This window comes from Actinomyces urogenitalis DSM 15434 (assembly GCF_000159035.1).
GTDB classification, from domain to species: Bacteria; Actinomycetota; Actinomycetes; order Actinomycetales; family Actinomycetaceae; genus Actinomyces; species Actinomyces urogenitalis.
In genome coordinates, this window is the sequence record NZ_DS999575.1 from 386,054 (window position 1) to 401,741 (window position 15,688).

Annotated in this window: 11 protein-coding genes; 5 read left to right on the top strand and 6 right to left on the bottom strand. The window is 65.1% G+C overall.

What is annotated here, in order from left to right:
- Nucleotides 1-459: 459 nt before the first annotated feature.
- The 4 genes from HMPREF0058_RS07595 to HMPREF0058_RS07610 all read right to left on the bottom strand — a co-directional run bounded on the left by HMPREF0058_RS07595 (nucleotide 460) and on the right by HMPREF0058_RS07610 (nucleotide 6,185).
- Nucleotides 460-2,955, bottom strand: coding sequence for a TIM-barrel domain-containing protein (locus tag HMPREF0058_RS07595; RefSeq protein WP_006549181.1), 2,496 nt, complete (start codon nucleotides 2,953-2,955; stop codon nucleotides 460-462).
- A gap of 2 nt (nucleotides 2,956-2,957) precedes the next feature.
- Nucleotides 2,958-3,779 carry a carbohydrate ABC transporter permease gene (locus HMPREF0058_RS07600; RefSeq protein ID WP_006549182.1) on the bottom strand — a complete coding sequence of 274 codons (822 nt, stop codon included), beginning with the start codon at nucleotides 3,777-3,779 and terminating at the stop codon, nucleotides 2,958-2,960.
- Nucleotides 3,776-4,702, bottom strand: coding sequence for a carbohydrate ABC transporter permease (locus HMPREF0058_RS07605; RefSeq protein ID WP_006549183.1), 927 nt, complete (start codon nucleotides 4,700-4,702; stop codon nucleotides 3,776-3,778). The genes HMPREF0058_RS07600 and HMPREF0058_RS07605 overlap by 4 nt, the downstream gene beginning before the upstream one ends.
- A 79-nt stretch (nucleotides 4,703-4,781) precedes the next feature.
- Nucleotides 4,782-6,185, bottom strand: coding sequence for an ABC transporter substrate-binding protein (locus tag HMPREF0058_RS07610; protein WP_006549184.1), 1,404 nt, complete (start codon nucleotides 6,183-6,185; stop codon nucleotides 4,782-4,784).
- A gap of 111 nt (nucleotides 6,186-6,296) precedes the next feature.
- Between HMPREF0058_RS07610 and HMPREF0058_RS07615 the strand changes: the two genes are divergently transcribed.
- Nucleotides 6,297-7,328, top strand: coding sequence for a LacI family DNA-binding transcriptional regulator (locus HMPREF0058_RS07615; RefSeq protein ID WP_006549185.1), 1,032 nt, complete (start codon nucleotides 6,297-6,299; stop codon nucleotides 7,326-7,328).
- Nucleotides 7,329-7,430: 102 nt separating this feature from the next.
- Here HMPREF0058_RS07615 and HMPREF0058_RS07620 read toward each other — a convergent pair whose 3' ends face one another.
- A complete protein-coding gene (locus HMPREF0058_RS07620) occupies nucleotides 7,431-8,582 on the bottom strand; it encodes an ROK family transcriptional regulator (protein ID WP_006549186.1) in 1,152 nt (383 codons plus the stop codon).
- Nucleotides 8,583-8,716: 134 nt separating this feature from the next.
- On the opposite strand from HMPREF0058_RS07620, the gene HMPREF0058_RS07625 reads away from it, so the two are divergent.
- Genes HMPREF0058_RS07625 through HMPREF0058_RS07640 form a run of 4 tightly spaced genes read left to right on the top strand, consistent with a single transcriptional unit; the run spans nucleotide 8,717 to nucleotide 13,720 of the window.
- Complete coding sequence (locus HMPREF0058_RS07625) at nucleotides 8,717-9,979, top strand: ABC transporter substrate-binding protein (RefSeq protein WP_040319816.1); 1,263 nt, start codon at nucleotides 8,717-8,719, stop codon at nucleotides 9,977-9,979.
- Nucleotides 9,980-9,990: 11 nt separating this feature from the next.
- The gene (locus HMPREF0058_RS07630) at nucleotides 9,991-10,926 is read left to right on the top strand and encodes a carbohydrate ABC transporter permease (protein WP_024036931.1); all 936 of its coding nucleotides are present in this window, start codon (nucleotides 9,991-9,993) and stop codon (nucleotides 10,924-10,926) included.
- Nucleotides 10,927-10,932: 6 nt separating this feature from the next.
- Entirely contained in the window at nucleotides 10,933-11,829 is an 897-nt protein-coding gene (locus tag HMPREF0058_RS07635) for a carbohydrate ABC transporter permease (RefSeq protein ID WP_040319760.1), read from the top strand.
- Nucleotides 11,830-11,863: 34 nt separating this feature from the next.
- The gene (locus HMPREF0058_RS07640) at nucleotides 11,864-13,720 is read left to right on the top strand and encodes an alpha-glucosidase (RefSeq protein WP_006549190.1); all 1,857 of its coding nucleotides are present in this window, start codon (nucleotides 11,864-11,866) and stop codon (nucleotides 13,718-13,720) included.
- A gap of 899 nt (nucleotides 13,721-14,619) precedes the next feature.
- Here the strand turns inward: HMPREF0058_RS07640 and HMPREF0058_RS07645 are convergent.
- The coding region (locus HMPREF0058_RS07645; RefSeq protein WP_081449206.1) for a chloride channel protein at nucleotides 14,620-15,688 on the bottom strand (1,069 nt) is incomplete at its 5' end.

Consider the following 15,688-nt stretch of genomic DNA (forward strand, 5'->3'; position numbering starts at 1 on the left):
CGGGCGTTGACCTGCCAGTGGTGGTCGAGGTCGGCGGCCGTGACCTCAGCCAGCGTGCCGTCGCGGCCGGAGGCGGCGTGGTTGCACACCAGGGCGTCAAGCCCGCCCAGCTCANCTGACGGCCTGAGCGACCAGCGCCGCCGGCGCCGCGGGATCGGCCAGGTCGGCGCTGGCGTGTGCCAGACGCGCCTGGCCCACGAGGTGGCCACGTACGGCCTCGACCACGCAGGCCACGTCGTCGGCGCCCCAGGGCTGGGCGGCGTCGTGCGGGGAGAAGTGCTGCAGGAACAGGCTCGCCCCCATCTGCGCGGCTCGGCAGGCGATGGCGTAGCCGATCCCGGCGCGGCGCGAGACCCCGGTGACCATGACGACCCTGCCGGCCAGGGGCAGGGAGCCAGGGGCACAGGGCTCGGTGCGGGGCAGGGTGGGGCTGCCTGGTGAGACGGTCATGGGACTGTGTCAGGCGACCTCAGCAACCGCCGTGAGGATCTCCTCCGGCAGCCCCACGGCACGCAGGCCCGAGAGCAGGGCGCCTCCACGCGCCCCGCTGGTCACGATCTGCCAGGCGCGGTCCTTGACCTGGTACTCCAGCTCCGCCGGCTCCAGGATCGCGAAGACCTCGCCAGCCAGCGAGGCCGGCTCGGTGCGGACACCAGCAAGCTCGACGACGACGCCCTCGCCCGGCCGCACCGTGCCCACGTGCACGTCCAGGCCCCCGGCCAGCGTGAAGCCGTCGGCTTCGCGCTCGGTGACCTCCACGGGCCTGCCAGCCACGCTCGCGCTGACCTGGCCGCCCACGCTGAGCAGGTGGAGGGTGAGCTCGCGCTCTGCCGGGGCGACGGAGTCGGCCCCCTCCTGGGTGACCTCCAGGCGTGCGGTGGCGGCCTCCTCGTCCCAGGTGAGCGCGAAGCGGGTGCGCACCACGCCGTCCTGGCCAGGCTCGGCAGAGGCGTCGTCCTCCTCCAGGACGAACTCGCCGTCGGCCCCCGGCACCACGATGACGCCCAGGTGGCGCGGGTTCTGGCCGGCCGGCTCGCTCAGGTCCTCGGCCACGGTGACCAGGGAGCCCGCGCGGGCGAGCACCGGAATCTGGTCCAGGGTGCGTGACAGGCTCGTCATCGTCCCACCGGCGCCGGCCTCGTAGCGTCGGCCGGTCGGCAGGTCGAACCAGGTGCCCTCCGGCAGCCAGGCGCTCTCACGCGCCAGGTGCGTGGCGGCGTCGGCCTGGTGGACCACCGGCACGACCAGCAGGTCACCGAAGAGGAACTCGTTGCGTGAGACGTAGGCGCCCATCTCGCACGGGAAGTCGTGGTAGACCGGGCGCACCGGACCCACGCCCTGGGTGTGGGCCAGCCGGGCCCAGGTGTAGAGGTAGGGCACCAGCCGGTGACGCAGGCGCAGGTGCGCCTCCATGGTGGCGCGGGCGTCGCGGGAGTAGCGCCAGGGCTCCTTGGAGTTGAAGACCGAGTCTGTGGAGTGCAGGCGATTGATCGGTGAGAAGCAGCCCAGCTGGACCCAGCGGGCCATCATCTCCGAGTCCTTGACACCGAACATGTGGCCGCCGATGTCGTTGGACCACCAGTAGTAGCCGATGTTGGCGGCGGTAGCGGTGAACTCGGGCTGGAAGCGCAATGAGTCCCAGGTGGTGACGGTGTCCCCGGAGAAGCCGATCGGAGTGCGGTGACTAGAAGCGTCAGCAAAGCGCGAGAAGGTGATGGGACGGCGTCGGTAGGTCTCCGCTGTGCCGTCAGCGGTGGTGCGGGTGCGCTCGCGGCCGGAGTCGAGATAGTGGACGTGGTTGAGCATCCACAGAGGGTCCAGACCCGGGATGTCCGTGACGCCGCCCTGCTGCCAGTCCAGCCACCAGAAGTCCACGCCCTGGTCCTCCAGGGTGTGGTGGGCGTGGGTGAGGTAGGCGGCGGTGAAGTCCTTGTCCCCGATGTTGAAGGCGATCTCCTCCCCGCTGGCCGGGTCCAGGCCGAGCTGGCGGGCCATGGGCGCGTAGGCGTCCTCGTGACGGCGGATGCCGGCAGCCGGGTGCAGGTTGAGGGTGACCTCCATGCCGCGTGCGTGCAGCGCGTCGAGGAAGCGTTGGGGGTCGGGGAACAGGTCTGTGTTCCAGGTGTATCCGGTCCAGCCGTTGCCGATGGCCGGATCGATGTTCACCCAGTGCCAGTCCATGTCGATGACGGCAACGGAGAAAGGTAGCTGGTCGTGCTCGAAGCGGTCGAGCAGCGTGAGGTACTCCTCCTCAGAGTACTTGTGGTAACGGCTCCACCAGTTACCCAGCAGTGTGCGCGGTACGAGCGGGGTTGGGCCGGTCAGGCGGAAGAAGTCACGCAGAGCGGCGTGGTAGTCCTGCCCGTAGCCGAAGAGGTAGAGGTCCTCGTCCGCCGTCGAGCCGTCGATCGGGCTCGTGCCCGGACGCGGGCGCACCCACTGGTCCTGCTGGAGAAGGAGGGAGCCGGAGTCGTCGATCAGGGCGTAGCCGTGCAGGGCGAGCAGACCGGGGTTGAGGCGGGCGCGGCCGTTGACCTCATCAAGGGTGCGGCAGGTGCCGCCGAGGTTGGAGGGGAGGGTCTCCTCGGGGTCCCAGGTGTCCCCGTGGTGCCACGTGCCGCCGTGGAGGTTGAGGACGGCGGTGCGCAGGGTGACGCTGAGGCCGGAGCGGGAGAAGCCCCGGGAGGGCTGGTAGCTCAGGTGCAGGTACTCGGTGAGGATCTCGATCTTGTCCGCTCCTCGGATGACCTGGAAGTCGGGGACCGGGCCCAGGTCCCGGGAGACGACGAGCTGGGTAGCGGCATCGACGAACTGGCCGATCGCGCTGTGCTCCATGCGGATGAGGCGGTCGGTGAGGACGGTGAACCGGGTGTCCTGACCAACCTGGACGATGGCCTCGGGACGTGCGGGTGCGAGGGCGAGCTCGGAAGAAGCGGAGGACAGGGGAGAGGTCATGATCAGCCCTTTACTGCTGCGGAGGCTGCGCCTGCGATGAAGCGCTTCTGGAAGATGAGGTAGACGACGAGCACAGGGATGACTGAGATGGTCGTGGCAGCGAACAGGCCACCGTAGTCGGTACCGTAGCGGCCGTTGAAGGTGGTCAGCCCCACCGCGAGCACCTGTTTCTCCTCACTGTCCATCATCAGATAGGGCCACAGGTAGTCCTCCCATGCCCACAGGAACTGGAAGATGGCCAGCGCCGAGATCGGGTTGCGGCTCATCGGCAGGACGATGCGGTGGAAGATGTAGATCTCGCTGGCGCCGTCGATTCGGGCGGCCTCCAGGACGGCGTCGGGAATGTCAGACATTGACTGGCGCAGCATGAAGATGCCAAAGCCGCTCATCGCCGCGGGGATGATCAGAGCCAGGTAATTGTCGCGCAGTCCCCAGGCCTCGAACATGGTGTAGCGGGGAATGATGGTCACTGCCCAGGGGATCATCATGGTGCCCAGGATGAAGCCGAAGATGGCATTGCGTCCGCGGAAGCGGTACTTGGCCAGGACATATCCGCACAGGCAGCTGGTATAGATGGTCAGCGCCGTGACGATGAGCGCGATGCCCAGTGAATTGGCGAAGAATCGGATGAAGTCGAACTTGTCCTGCAGGCTCAGGAAGTTGTCGAGGGTCCACTCTTGGGGGAGAAGGCTCTGATCCAGAGCGCGGATCTCGGAATTCGGCTTGAAAGCGGACAGCACCATCCAGATGAACGGGAAAACGGTCGTGATGCCAATGACGAGGAGAATGGCCTCGAGGACGATGGTCTGAAGACGCTTGCTCATGCTCGGCCTCCCGAACGACGTGCCGAGACCGTGAAGGACAGCGCGGTCAGTGCGGCGGTGATGACAAGAAGGACGAATGCGATCGCCGAGGCATAACCGAAGTCGTATTGCTGGAAGGCCTCGTCAAAGATGATGTAGGAGATGAGGTAGGTGGACTTACCTGGACCGCCCTGCGTCATGATGAGGATCTGGACGTAGGCCTGGACGTAGCTGATGAGCGAGGTGATGACCACGAAGATGGTCATGGGGCGTAGAAGCGGGTTAATGATGTGCCGGAAACGCTGCCAGGACGAAGCTCCGTCGACGCTGGCGGCCTCCAGCGCGTCCTCGGGCAGGGAGTGAAGGGCCGAGAGGAAGAGGATGACGGCGTAGCCGAAGTCCTTCCATACGGTCATGATCATGACCGCCGGCAGCGCCCAGGTGGAGTCATACAGCCAGTTCAGGTCGATGCCGAGTAGACTGTGGAACACGCCGATCTGCGGGTTGTACATCATCTTCCACACGTAGGCGATAGCCACCATGGGGGTGACAGTGGGCATGTAGAAGATGGCCCGGAAGAGGGTCTTGTGCCGCGTGACCTTGGACCAGATCGCGTAAGCCAGTGCGAGGCCGAGGACCACCCTGAGCGTGATGACCACGACTGAGAAGAACACGGTGTTGGTCAAGGACGTCCAGAAGGTGGCGTCGTGGACCAGCTCGGCGTAGTTCTCCATCCCGATCCACCGATAGGTCCCGTTGAGAGGGTTCCATTGGTGGAAGGAGCCGAGGAAAGCCTTGATGATCGGGTAGACCAGCAGGACGGCGTTGAAGACGACGATCAGCGCGACGACACTGCGCCTCAGCGTCCTCTCGCCCTTGTAAGCGCGGCGTGCCGAGCGCTTGGTGGCGGCGCACGCCGGGGCTGTGGTGACATCAGTGGTCATGGGTGGTGGCGGCCGTGAGCGTGATGCTCACGGCCGCCGTTCCTCCTTCAGCACTCGCAGTGTGGTCCTCGCGGTGGTCTCAGCCCTTGGCCTCGTCGGCGTGGGCGTAGAGCTTCTCGACAGAGACGAACTCGGTCTTGGCGATGTCTGCGTCGATGGTCGTCTTCGCCGTGGTCAGGGCGGTCTTGGGGTCTGCTCCGTTGTACAGCGTGTCCGAGACGGCAATCTTCATGTTGTCCTCGACGGTGGCGGGCATCGGACCAGGCCAGACGTAGCGGTCGATCTCGCCTAGGGCGCTGGTGACCGGGTGCTCCTTGATCTTGGCGTTGTCTGCCAGCGCTACGGAGGCGGGGAAGAGGCTGTAGTTGAGGCAGAGCTCGGTCAGCTCTGTGTTGGCGGTGAGGAAGAACTTGAGGAAGTCCTGTGCTACCTCGCGGGCACCGTCGGGAGCGTTCTTGTTGATCCCGAAGGTTGACTCGCCGTTGTAGCGGTCGAAGGCGTAGGGGGTTTGCCCGGCAGCGTTCACCGGCGTCTGGAACGTGCCGAACTCGATCTCCGGGTAGTCCTTGGCCATCGTCCCGTACAGGTGGCCCCAGGAGTAGTGCATGGCTGACAGTCCCTGGCCGAAGGCCTCCTGGGCCACGGGGCCGAAGTCGGGGGAGCCGACCTTGTCGACCTCGTACAGGTCTCGGAAGTACTGGAAGTCCTTCTCAACGACGTCAGTATCGAGCTGGGCCTTCTTACCTGAGGCGTCGAAAAGGTTGTATCCCGATTGGTAGTGCTTGCCCAGCAGGATGAGGTAAAGGGAGTCATTGAAATTGAATCCGGCCTGGGTGAAGGAATCGCCGTCGCGGATGGTCAGCTTCTTGGCAACCTCGCGGAACTCGTCCCAGGTGGTGGGGATGTCTGCGTCGCTCAGTCCAGCCTCGCTCCACATCTTCTTGTTGTAGAAGATCAGGCCGGTCATGAGGCCGTAGTCAATGTAGTAGAGCTTGCCGTCAATGAGGTGTCCGTCGACGCCGACGAAGTCCTTAGACAGGGCCTCGACATCGACGTCGTAGGCCTCGCAGTAGGGCAGCAGATTGTCATGGTGGGAGTTGTGGATGTTGAAGATCGCCGGGCCGTCCTGACCCTGGAGGGCGAGAGGCAGCTTGGTCCAATAGTCGTCCCAGACCTGGTTGACGATATTGATCTGCACATTGGGGTGGATCTTCTGGTAGGCGTCGGCGAAGGCCTTGAACTTCGCGTCGCCGTCCCACAGCCACCAGTCCAGAGTGATGGGCTCGCCCTTGTTGACCAGGGTGTTGGGGTCGTAGGTGAAGTTCACTCCCTGAATATCCAGACCCTTGGCCGCTTGGGTGTCCTTAACTGTCGTGTCCTTGGACTTGCCGCCTGAGCAGGCGGCAAGCGTGGCGAGGATCGCCGTGCCAGTGGCGGCGGCCAGGAAATGGCGCCGGGTCAAGGCGGAGGGCTTGGTGGTCATAATGACTCCTTTGTCGGGACGGGCCGGCGTGAGGTATACCGGTAAACCAGGAATGAGATTATCCTTGTTGTACGCAGCCGTCAAGGGCAGTAGGAGAGGAGAGGGCAGCACATGGTTACGGCCAGGGAGGTGGCGCAGCGAGCCGGTGTGAGCGCGATGACGGTCTCGAATGTCATCAACGGCAGGGACGGGAAGGTCTCCGAGGCGACGGTGGCGCGAGTGCGGGCGGCGATTGAGGAACTTGGCTACATCCCCAATGCTCAGGCTCGGTCCCTGGCTGGGGCTGAGTCGCGCGTGTTGGCACTGGTCTATCAAGCGGTGCCTCAGCGTGCGGCGCTGGCTGCCCCATATGAGTCGCTCTTTGTTGGGGCTTGCGAGAAGGCTGCTCGTGCGGGGGGATACGTCTTGATGCTGTGCGGGACCTCCGATGCGCAGGAGATGGTGTCGCAACTGCGGGCGTGGCGTGTTGACGGTGCGATCGTCATGGCGACCACTCGCATTCGGCCGGTGGACTTCATGGAGAGAGCTGGTGTACCCAGTGTGTTCATTGATGTCTACGGTGACGGCCTGGCCGGCAGTTCCGTCAATATCGACGACCGTCAGGGGGCGAGGCTGGCGGGGGAGCAGATGGCGCGAGCGGGGCACCGCTGTGCGCTCTTCGTCGGTCCCAGTCCCAGTGGCTCCGCCGTGGTGAGAGAGAGGTTGGAGGGATTCCGAGCCGGTTTCGGCCAAGGCGATGGTGCGGTTGGTACGGTCCGTTTCGGGATGGCGGATGTGACCTTCGAGGATGGTGTCGCCGTTGGGGTCAGGCTGGCCAACCAATTGCGTGAGTCTGGAGGGCGACAGGTGCCAACGGCGGTTTTCGCCTCGGGAGACATTCTGGCGATCGGAGTGATAGCCGGTCTGCGCAAGGGAGGGGTGCGGGTCCCTCAGGAGATGTCGGTGGTCGGCTTCGATGGGATCGAAGCGGCAACCTACCTCGATCCTCCTCTGACGACGATCGCTCAGCCGGTGGAGGAGAAGGCAAGGCGGGCGGTGGCGCAGTTGGTGAGCCAGCTGCGTGGCGAGGGTGGGGTCGAGGACATTGTCCTGCCGGTCAGCTGGCGCGAAGGAGGCACGCTCGGGCCTGCGCGTGTGGACTAGCTTGTGGGAAGACGGTGTGCCCTGCAATCAGCCATGTCGGTGTGGGCGCTATTGAAGTCCTTGTGAGGCTGCGTAGGCAGGGTGGGTGATCGCGATCTCGCTTCAGAGCTCTCCTTGCACTCGCGCGCGCACGGCCAGTGCCGCGGCTCCTCGTGCCCAATCAGAGCGGTTGTGCTCGCGCACGATCACGGGGATCGGGGCGGCCGCGGCGTGACGTAGTTGTGCGATCCCGGTCATGACCTGCTCTTCGAACAGCGAGGCGATCGAGGCTCTCTCTCCGGCGACCACGATGACCTGCGGCAGGGTGAACGCGGCGCTCATGGCGATCAGGCGTCCGATTCTGCGTGCGAAGGCGGCGCAAAGGGCGACTGCATGCGGGTCGCCGTGACGTGCAAGACTCACGATGGAGGCGGCGTCTGTGGGTGGCAGTCCGAGCTTGAGCCACTCTGCTTCGAGTGCGCCGTCGGTCAGACAGTCCATCGCCGGGTGGGTGAGTGGGGGGTGTGAGTCGTCCGGGATAGGCATGAGGCCAGTGAGGCCGAGGTCGGCGTCGGCAGTGGAGATCACGTCGTGGGAGATAGCGAGCCCATGTCCCACGCCGCTGCCGACTGTGACGAGCGTGAACCGATCGGCCTCGCGTCCTGCGCCGAACCATGCCTCCTGCTGGGTCATGGCTGCGACGTCATTGCCCACGGTCGTAGGCAGGCCGGTCTCAGCCTCGATCATGTCGGCAAGGTGGACGCCGTGCCACCCGAGGAAGACCGCCTGGTCGACGATGCGGCCGTCACGGCTCGTGCCACCGAGAGTGACGGCCAGGGCTGTTGGCTGAGCGCTCGTATGCTGGCTGCTCAGCTCGTTGACCGCGTCGCTCAGATGCGCCACGACGATCTTCGGACTGTGTGAGGGCAGGCTGCGGCGGGTCGTAGCCAGGACCTGTAAACGCAAGTCAGTGAGGACGGCAGTGAGGTCTTCGCCCGTGATCGTGACCCCGACCAGGGATTCCGCCTCGGCGCGGACCTCCAGGGGTGACTGAGGGCGGCCGGTGCCGGCAACCTGCTCGGTGGAGGTGGACAGTAGCCCAGCCTCAACCATAGGAGCGGTCAGGCGTGTGACTGATCCTGATGAGATGCCAACGATAGACATCAGTTCAGGGCGGGACAGGCGCCCGTGGCTGAGCAGCGCCAGCGTGATGGCTCGTTGGGTGTCACTCAGCCTGCTCCAGGGGGATTGCTGAGGCGAGGTGAGTGGGGTCATGGCCTCATCATGCCTGAGTGCAGGGGGTCTTGCGGTCATGTTTCTTTTGGGGCAAAATAATCAGTGGCGGCGACATCTCACCGGGTGTCCTTGTCCGCGCACAAGCTCAGCAACGATGCATGGAGGCTCTCGCCATGACGTACCTGTCCAGGCGTTCCTTTCTCGCTACTGCGGGGGTGGCTGCTGCGATCGGCGGATCGCTGTCCGGATGCTCATCGAGTGATGATGGGGCGGTCCATCTCGAGCTCTTCCAGTTCAAGAGCGAAGCCATCAATCTTTTCTCTCAGATTTGCCAGGAGTTCAATGAGGCGAATCCTGGGATCGTTGTCACTCAGAACTTTCAGGCAGACAACATCACTTCGCTGCGTGCGCGTCTAGTTAAGGGTGATGTGCCGGATCTGATGACCATCAACGGGGACTACAGCTACGGTGCCCTAGCTCGGACGGGCGTCTTCTATGACTTCTCCTCCTCGTCCCTTCTCGACGGTCTCAATCCCTCGATGGCCTCCATCCTCAACACCCTGGGAACGGGTGGAGATGGGCAGACCAACGGTGTCGCCTTCGCGGACAACGGCTCGGGCATTATCTACAACAAAGACATCTTCGAGGGGGCGGGGGTCGAGCCTCCACGGACCTGGACTGAGCTGATCGAGGTGTGTGAAGAGCTCAAGGCCCAGGGGATCAGTCCTTTCTACTGGGCGACCAAGGACAACTGGACTGGGGCTCCTGCTTTCTCCTCGCTGTCCGGATCCTTCCTCACCGATGGTGTGTCGGCCTGGTACCAGCGTCGCTGGATGATCGACGGCACGACCTCCTTCCGCGAGCTCACTCCTGTTTTCGAGAAGATGTGGCAGGTCTACCAGTACGGCAACGAGGACAAGGCGGCGCTGGGTTACAACGACGGCAACCAGGGGTTCGCCCAGGGCAAGGGGGCAATGTACTGGCACGGCACGTACGCCATCCCGGCCATCCGTTCCTACAACCCTGATATCAATCTCGGTACCTTCGCTACCCCGGCAGACGATGCGGCTGACACGAAGGTTGTGTCTGGTGTCGACGTGGCTCTCACCATGGGGAAGGATCCAGCCCACCCGGACGAGTGCATGCGCTTCTTTGACTACCTCATGAGCCAGGAGAACATGAGCGCCTATTGCTCCGAGCAGACCGCCTACCCGACCCTGACCACGCTCAAGGCCGACGATCCGGCGCTCGAAGGACTACAGCCCTACTTCGATAACGAGCGGCTGGCAACCTATTCCGACCACAACTTCCCGCCGGCCATCACACTCAATGCTTACCTCCAGCAGTACCTCTTCAACGGGAACCTGGACCAGCTCATCGCGACCCTGGACATGCAGTGGGACAAGGTCGTCAAACGCATCAACGAGACGGCGTGAGGAGACCGCTCATGACACCCCGCACCACTGTCCTGGCCAGGTCCCAGGACGCCAGTACCGTCCCCGCCCGACGGCCAGCCAATCGGCCTAAGCCGATCGATCGCGCCTTCGTGTGGATGATCCTGCCTGCAGCCGTCGTCTTCACGGTGCTGCTCACGATCCCGCTACTGACCGGTTTCTTTTACACCTTCACCAATTACCAGGGCTATGGCGACTGGCACTTCGTGGGGTTGACGAACTATAAGAACCTCTTCGCTGATGACATTATCTGGGGATCATACTTCTTTACCTTTAAGTATGCGATCGTTGCCTCCCTGCTGACCAATGTCATCGCTCTAGGCCTGGCGCTCATCCTGAATTCCAGGCTAAAGGCCCGGAGCTTCTTCCGGGGCATCTTCTTTGTCCCCTACGTCCTGCCGGTGCTGGTGGTCTCCTACATCTTCAGCTACCTGTTCACCAACAACCTTCCTCAGATTGGTCAGGCTCTAGGCTGGCAGTGGCTGTCGACCTCCCTGCTGGCCAATGAGGATCTGGCGTGGCTGGCTATCGTGGTGGTGGGCGTGTGGCAGGCAGTTGCCTACAACACGATCATCTACCTCGCCGGGCTCCAGACGGTTCCGGAGGAGATCTACGAGGCTTCGGCGCTTGATGGCGCTGGTCCGGCGCGGCGCCTGTGGTCCATGACCTTGCCGCTGATCATCCCGTACCTCGGTATCAACATGGTCCTGTCCTTTAAGGGGTTCCTTGGGGTATTCGACCAGATTGTGGCGCTGACGTCCGGAGGACCTGGAACCGCCACCCAGTCCATCTCCTACCTCATCTTCAAGAACGGTTTCCAGGGCGGGGAGTACGCCTACCAGACGGCTAACGGCATCATCTATTTCCTGATCGTGGTGCTGTTGTCCTTCGCTCAGCTCCGGTTCACCCAGAGCCAGGAAAGGGTCTGATCGACGATGACTACTACTGCCACTTCTGTTGTCGTGCCTGATTCCCATGCGGACGCGGGCGAGCGGCCGCGTCGTCGCCGCCAGACCTTCGGTGGGACTAACTGGTGGACCACCGCCGCGGCGATCGTGCTGAGCCTGACTATCCTCGTCCCGCTGTACTTCACCGTGGTCACGGCCTTTAAGACCCCCGAGGAACTGGCTGCCAGTGGCTGGGGGCTGCCGAGGTCGTGGAGCCTGGACAACTTCTCCACGGCCTGGGAGATGACCTCCTACCCGCGCAGGCTGCTGACCTCTGCGATTATCACCGTAGGTGCCACCGTCTTCACCATCCTGACCAATTCCATGGTGGCCTACGCGCTGGGACGCAATATGCACCGCCGGTGGGTCAAGTGCCTCTACTACTACTTCGTAGCGGCACTGTTTGTACCCTTCCCGATTATCATGCTGCCGGTGGTCAAGGAGACCGCATTGCTGCACCTCGACAACGAGGCGGGACTCATCCTGCTCTACGTGGTCTACGGTCTAGCCTTCAACATCCTCATGTACACCTCCTTCATCAAGTCGATCCCGGAGGAGCTGGAGGAGGCGGCAGCAATTGACGGGGCCTCACGTTGGAAGATTTTCTGGTCGGTCATCTTCCCACTGCTGTCGCCGATGAACGCGACGGTCGGGATCCTCACCTGCCTGTGGGCGTGGAATGACTTTCTGCTTCCCTTGGTCATCCTCACCGACCAGTCTAAGGCAACACTGCCCCTAGCCCAGTATGTCTTCCAGGGGCAGTTCAACACGAACTACCCCGTGTCCTTCGCTTCCTACCTCATGGCAATCGCGCCGATGTTCCTCGTCTATGTCTTCGCTCAGCGCTGGGTCGTCTCCGGCGTCATGCGCGGCTCGCAGAAGTAGCAACGATCCCTACCTTCCTCAACTAGGAGAACGCATGTCCTTTCCTCACCTGATCGTCACCTCCCGGCACGTCGGCGAGGATGCCGACTGGTGGCGCCGGGCGGTCGTCTACCAGATCTACCCTCGTTCCTTCCAGGACTCCAACGGCGACGGCCTGGGGGACATCCCGGGCATCATCTCGCGCCTGGACTACCTGGACTCCCTGGGCGTGGACGTGGTGTGGCTCAGCCCCATCTACCGTTCTCCGCAGGATGACAACGGCTACGACATCTCCGACTACCAGGACATCGATCCGATGTTCGGGACCCTGGAGGACTTCGACGCCCTGGTCGCCGGGCTCCACGATCGAGGCATGCGCCTGGTGATGGACCTCGTGGTCAACCACACCAGTGACGAGCACCCGTGGTTCGAGGCCTCCCGCAGCGCCAAGGACAGCCCCAAGCGCGACTGGTACATCTGGCGCCCGGCACGTGAGGTTGAGGGCAAGGCGCCGGGCGAGCCTGGCACCGAGCCTACCAACTGGGGGTCGGCCTTCTCTGGCCCGGCCTGGCAGTGGGACGAGAAGACGGAAGAGTTCTACCTCCACCTCTTCTCCATCAAGCAGCCGGACCTCAACTGGGAGAACGACGCGGTCCGTCATGCCGTCTACGACATGATGAGCTGGTGGCTGGACCGCGGGGTGGATGGCTTCCGCATGGACGTCATCTCCCTGATCTCCAAGACCTACCCGCTCACCGACTCTCCGCAGGCGGCCGGCTCCCCCTACGGTGACGGCTTCATCGCCACCGCCAACGGCCCGCGCGTGCACGAGTTCCTTCATGAGATGAATCAGACGGTCTTCGCACCGCGCCACCGCCACATCATCACCGTCGGCGAGACCGCGGGCGTGACCCTGGAGGAGGCGCAGCGCTACACGAATCTCGATAGCCCCGAGCTGGACATGGTCTTCCAGTTCGAGCACGTGAGCCTGGACGCCGGCCCCGGTGGCAAGTTCGACCCTCAGCCGCTGCCTGTCGCGGCGCTCAAGGCTAACCTGGCTCGGTGGCAGGAGGGCCTGGCTCCTGTGACCGACGAGGCTGGCGTCATCACCGCCGAGCGCGGCTGGAACTCTTCCTTCTGGGACAACCACGACCAGCCTCGCGCCGTCTCTCGCTTCGGTGACGACGACCCGGCCTTCCGCGTCAACAGCGCCAAGACGCTGGCCTCCATCCTGCACATGCACCGCGGCACGCCCTACATCTACCAGGGCGAGGAGCTGGGGCAGACCAACACGGTCTTCCGCGGCATCGAGGACTACCGGGACCTGGAATCGATCAATTACTTCCACGAGCGCCTCGGCCTGGGCGACGACGCTGCCAAGGTCCTGGCCGGCCTGGCTCCGGTCTCGCGTGACAACGCCCGTACCCCGGTCCAGTGGGACGACGGTGAGTGCGCCGGCTTCACCACCGGCACGCCGTGGATCGACGTCACCCCGAACTACGTTGAGATCAACGCTGCCGCTCAGGTAGGTGCCAGTGGCAGCATTTTCGAGCACTACCGCGCCCTGGTGGGCGAGCGCCACCGCTGCCGCACTCTGGCGCTGGGCACCTTCCGGCTACTGGACGCAGACAGTGCGGACAGCTGGGTCATCCTGCGTGAGTACGTCGCTGACGACGGTGCCCGTGAGCAGCTGCTGCTTCTGGCCTCCGTCGCGCGTGAGGGCCTGGAGCTCGGGGCTGGATCGGCGTTGCGTGAGCGCCTGGCTGGTGAGGGCGTGGACCTGGAGGGGTGGAAGGACGCCGAGCGCGTTCTCCTGGCGTCGCTGCCGGCCGAGCAGGCGGCGGCCTCGGGGCATGGTGCGCCGCAGCGCCTGGAGGGCTGGGACTCGGTGATCCTGCGCCGCCGCGGCTGAGCTGGCTGAGGCCGCCTCTTCTTCTGTGAGTGTGCAGGTGTGTGGGTGAGTGTGCGTCCTGCGGGTGCACTACCGTCCGCGCACCTGCACACTCGCGTTTGGGGGGGGGCGGCAAGGCCGGGCGACAGCGGAACCTGCTCTCCGACCGCCCGCCTGAGCCTCCACCGACCACTCATGCCCCCACCGACCACCTATCTGCCCACTGACCACCGATGTACCGACCGACCACCAATGTTCGGTCAGGCCCCGGCCACCCCGGCCTCCACCGACCACCTGTATGCCGACCGACCACTTGTTGCTCGCCCGACCGCGGCATTCGCGTGAATCTGGTGGTCGGAAGCCAAACACACGGTCGGTGGAGGCTTGAGTGGTCGGTTGAGCGTTTTCGTGGTCGGCCGCGGGACCCGATTGCGGTCTTCCACCGCCTGTGCTGACCACGTGCGCCGCGACGGACCACGCGTGTTGCGACCGACCACCGGTGCCACCGCCGACCGCCCGTGGTACGCCCACTCATGCCGCCACCGACCGCCTATGTGCCGACCGACCACCAGTGTTCGGCCAAGCCCCGGCCACCCCGGCCACGACTGACCACCTATGTGCCCACCGACCACTTGTTGCTCGCCCGACCGCGGCATTCGCGTGAATCTGGTGGTCGGAGCAGCAACAGGCGGTCGGTCAGCGTTTTGGCGGTCGGCCGAGGGACTCGTGTACGGTGCTTGAGGTGGTCGCCGAGAGATTCATGGCCAGCGCCTGAGGGGGGGCTGGTCGGCACCCGAGCTGGCGCCCGAGTGGTTGGCTGGGCTCCGGGCTCCGGGCTCCGGGCTCCGGGCTCCGGGCTCCGGGCTCCGGGCTCCGGGCCCTGGGCTCCGGGCCCTGGGCTCCGGGCTCCGGGCCCTGCGTCAACGCCGAGCTGTCTGACGTCGTGCCCAGGCTCGTTCGGCCTCACCTGCCGCAAGGCAGCCGACGACGAGCACGCCCAGCGTCCACACCGGCCCCTGCGCCAGCTCCCAGACGAACACGGCAGCAAACCACGGAGCACGCTGCGTCACCGCGAGCGTGACCCCCGCTCCCACCAGCGCCATCGCCGGCACGCTCACGGTCACTCCCGCAAACATCAGACCCAGGGCCACCGCCGCTCCGACGCTCGCCCCCAGGCTGAAGGAGGGAGCGAGCAGCCCGCCAGTCGCGCCTGCCCCGAGCGTGGCGGCGGTGAGCACCGGCTTGAGGATGACCACCCCGACCAGGGAGAGCACCGCCGTCGTTGTCACGGGTGAGGAGACGGCTGCCTGAAACGCGTCCTTGCCGTTACCCGGCAGGACCGTGAGCCACAGCGAGGCCAGGCCCGTCAGCGTCCCGGCCCCGGCGATCGCCAGCGGCAGGCTCCAGCCGTCGGGCAGCCGGTGACGTCGCGCCCACGCCCACAGCGCCCGCGCGGCCACCCCAGCCAGACCGGCAGCGACGACCACGAGCAGGCTCGCAGCCAGGGTCGGCCAGGTCAGAGTCGAGGCCGGCATCGCGATCGAGGCCTCGGCGTGGGAGTGTAGCCAGGACACGCAGGTGGCTAGGACGCTGACTGGCACGGCCAGTGCCAGCCCGCGGCGGCGGGTGCCGGCCAGCATCATGATCTCGACGGCGTAGGCGGCCCCGCCGAGCGGCGCGTTGTACATCGCGGCCAGCCCAGCGCCGGCGGCCGAGGCAGCAAGCAGCGCCATCCACTGAGGCTCCAGCCCGAGCCAGCGCGCTAGTCGGACGGCGACGGCGCCCGCGGCCAGTCTCGGAGCGCCCTCACGGCCCACGGAGTTGCCTCCGCCCACGGTGAGGACCTGGACGACGGCGTCGCCGAAGGGGCGCAGGAGGCCGATGCGCTGGGAGGCCGGTTGAGCAGGGTTGGTTGGCGGGGGCGTAGCCGATGCAGGGGTGGTCGGTGTGGGCGAGGTCGGCGTGGAGGTGGGCCCCTGCGCGGGCTCG

Bases quoted from the DNA above. Each gene is read 5' to 3' on its own strand.
- HMPREF0058_RS07595 (WP_006549181.1), bottom strand. From the start codon at position 2,955: ATGACCTCTCCCCTGTCCTCCGCTTCTTCCGAGCTCGCCCTCGCACCC.
- HMPREF0058_RS07600 (WP_006549182.1), bottom strand. From the start codon at position 3,779: ATGAGCAAGCGTCTTCAGACCATCGTCCTCGAGGCCATTCTCCTCGTC.
- HMPREF0058_RS07605 (WP_006549183.1), bottom strand. From the start codon at position 4,702: ATGACCACTGATGTCACCACAGCCCCGGCGTGCGCCGCCACCAAGCGC.
- HMPREF0058_RS07610 (WP_006549184.1), bottom strand. From the start codon at position 6,185: ATGACCACCAAGCCCTCCGCCTTGACCCGGCGCCATTTCCTGGCCGCC.
- HMPREF0058_RS07615 (WP_006549185.1), top strand. From the start codon at position 6,297: ATGGTTACGGCCAGGGAGGTGGCGCAGCGAGCCGGTGTGAGCGCGATG.
- HMPREF0058_RS07620 (WP_006549186.1), bottom strand. From the start codon at position 8,582: ATGACCCCACTCACCTCGCCTCAGCAATCCCCCTGGAGCAGGCTGAGT.
- HMPREF0058_RS07625 (WP_040319816.1), top strand. From the start codon at position 8,717: ATGACGTACCTGTCCAGGCGTTCCTTTCTCGCTACTGCGGGGGTGGCT.
- HMPREF0058_RS07630 (WP_024036931.1), top strand. From the start codon at position 9,991: ATGACACCCCGCACCACTGTCCTGGCCAGGTCCCAGGACGCCAGTACC.
- HMPREF0058_RS07635 (WP_040319760.1), top strand. From the start codon at position 10,933: ATGACTACTACTGCCACTTCTGTTGTCGTGCCTGATTCCCATGCGGAC.
- HMPREF0058_RS07640 (WP_006549190.1), top strand. From the start codon at position 11,864: ATGTCCTTTCCTCACCTGATCGTCACCTCCCGGCACGTCGGCGAGGAT.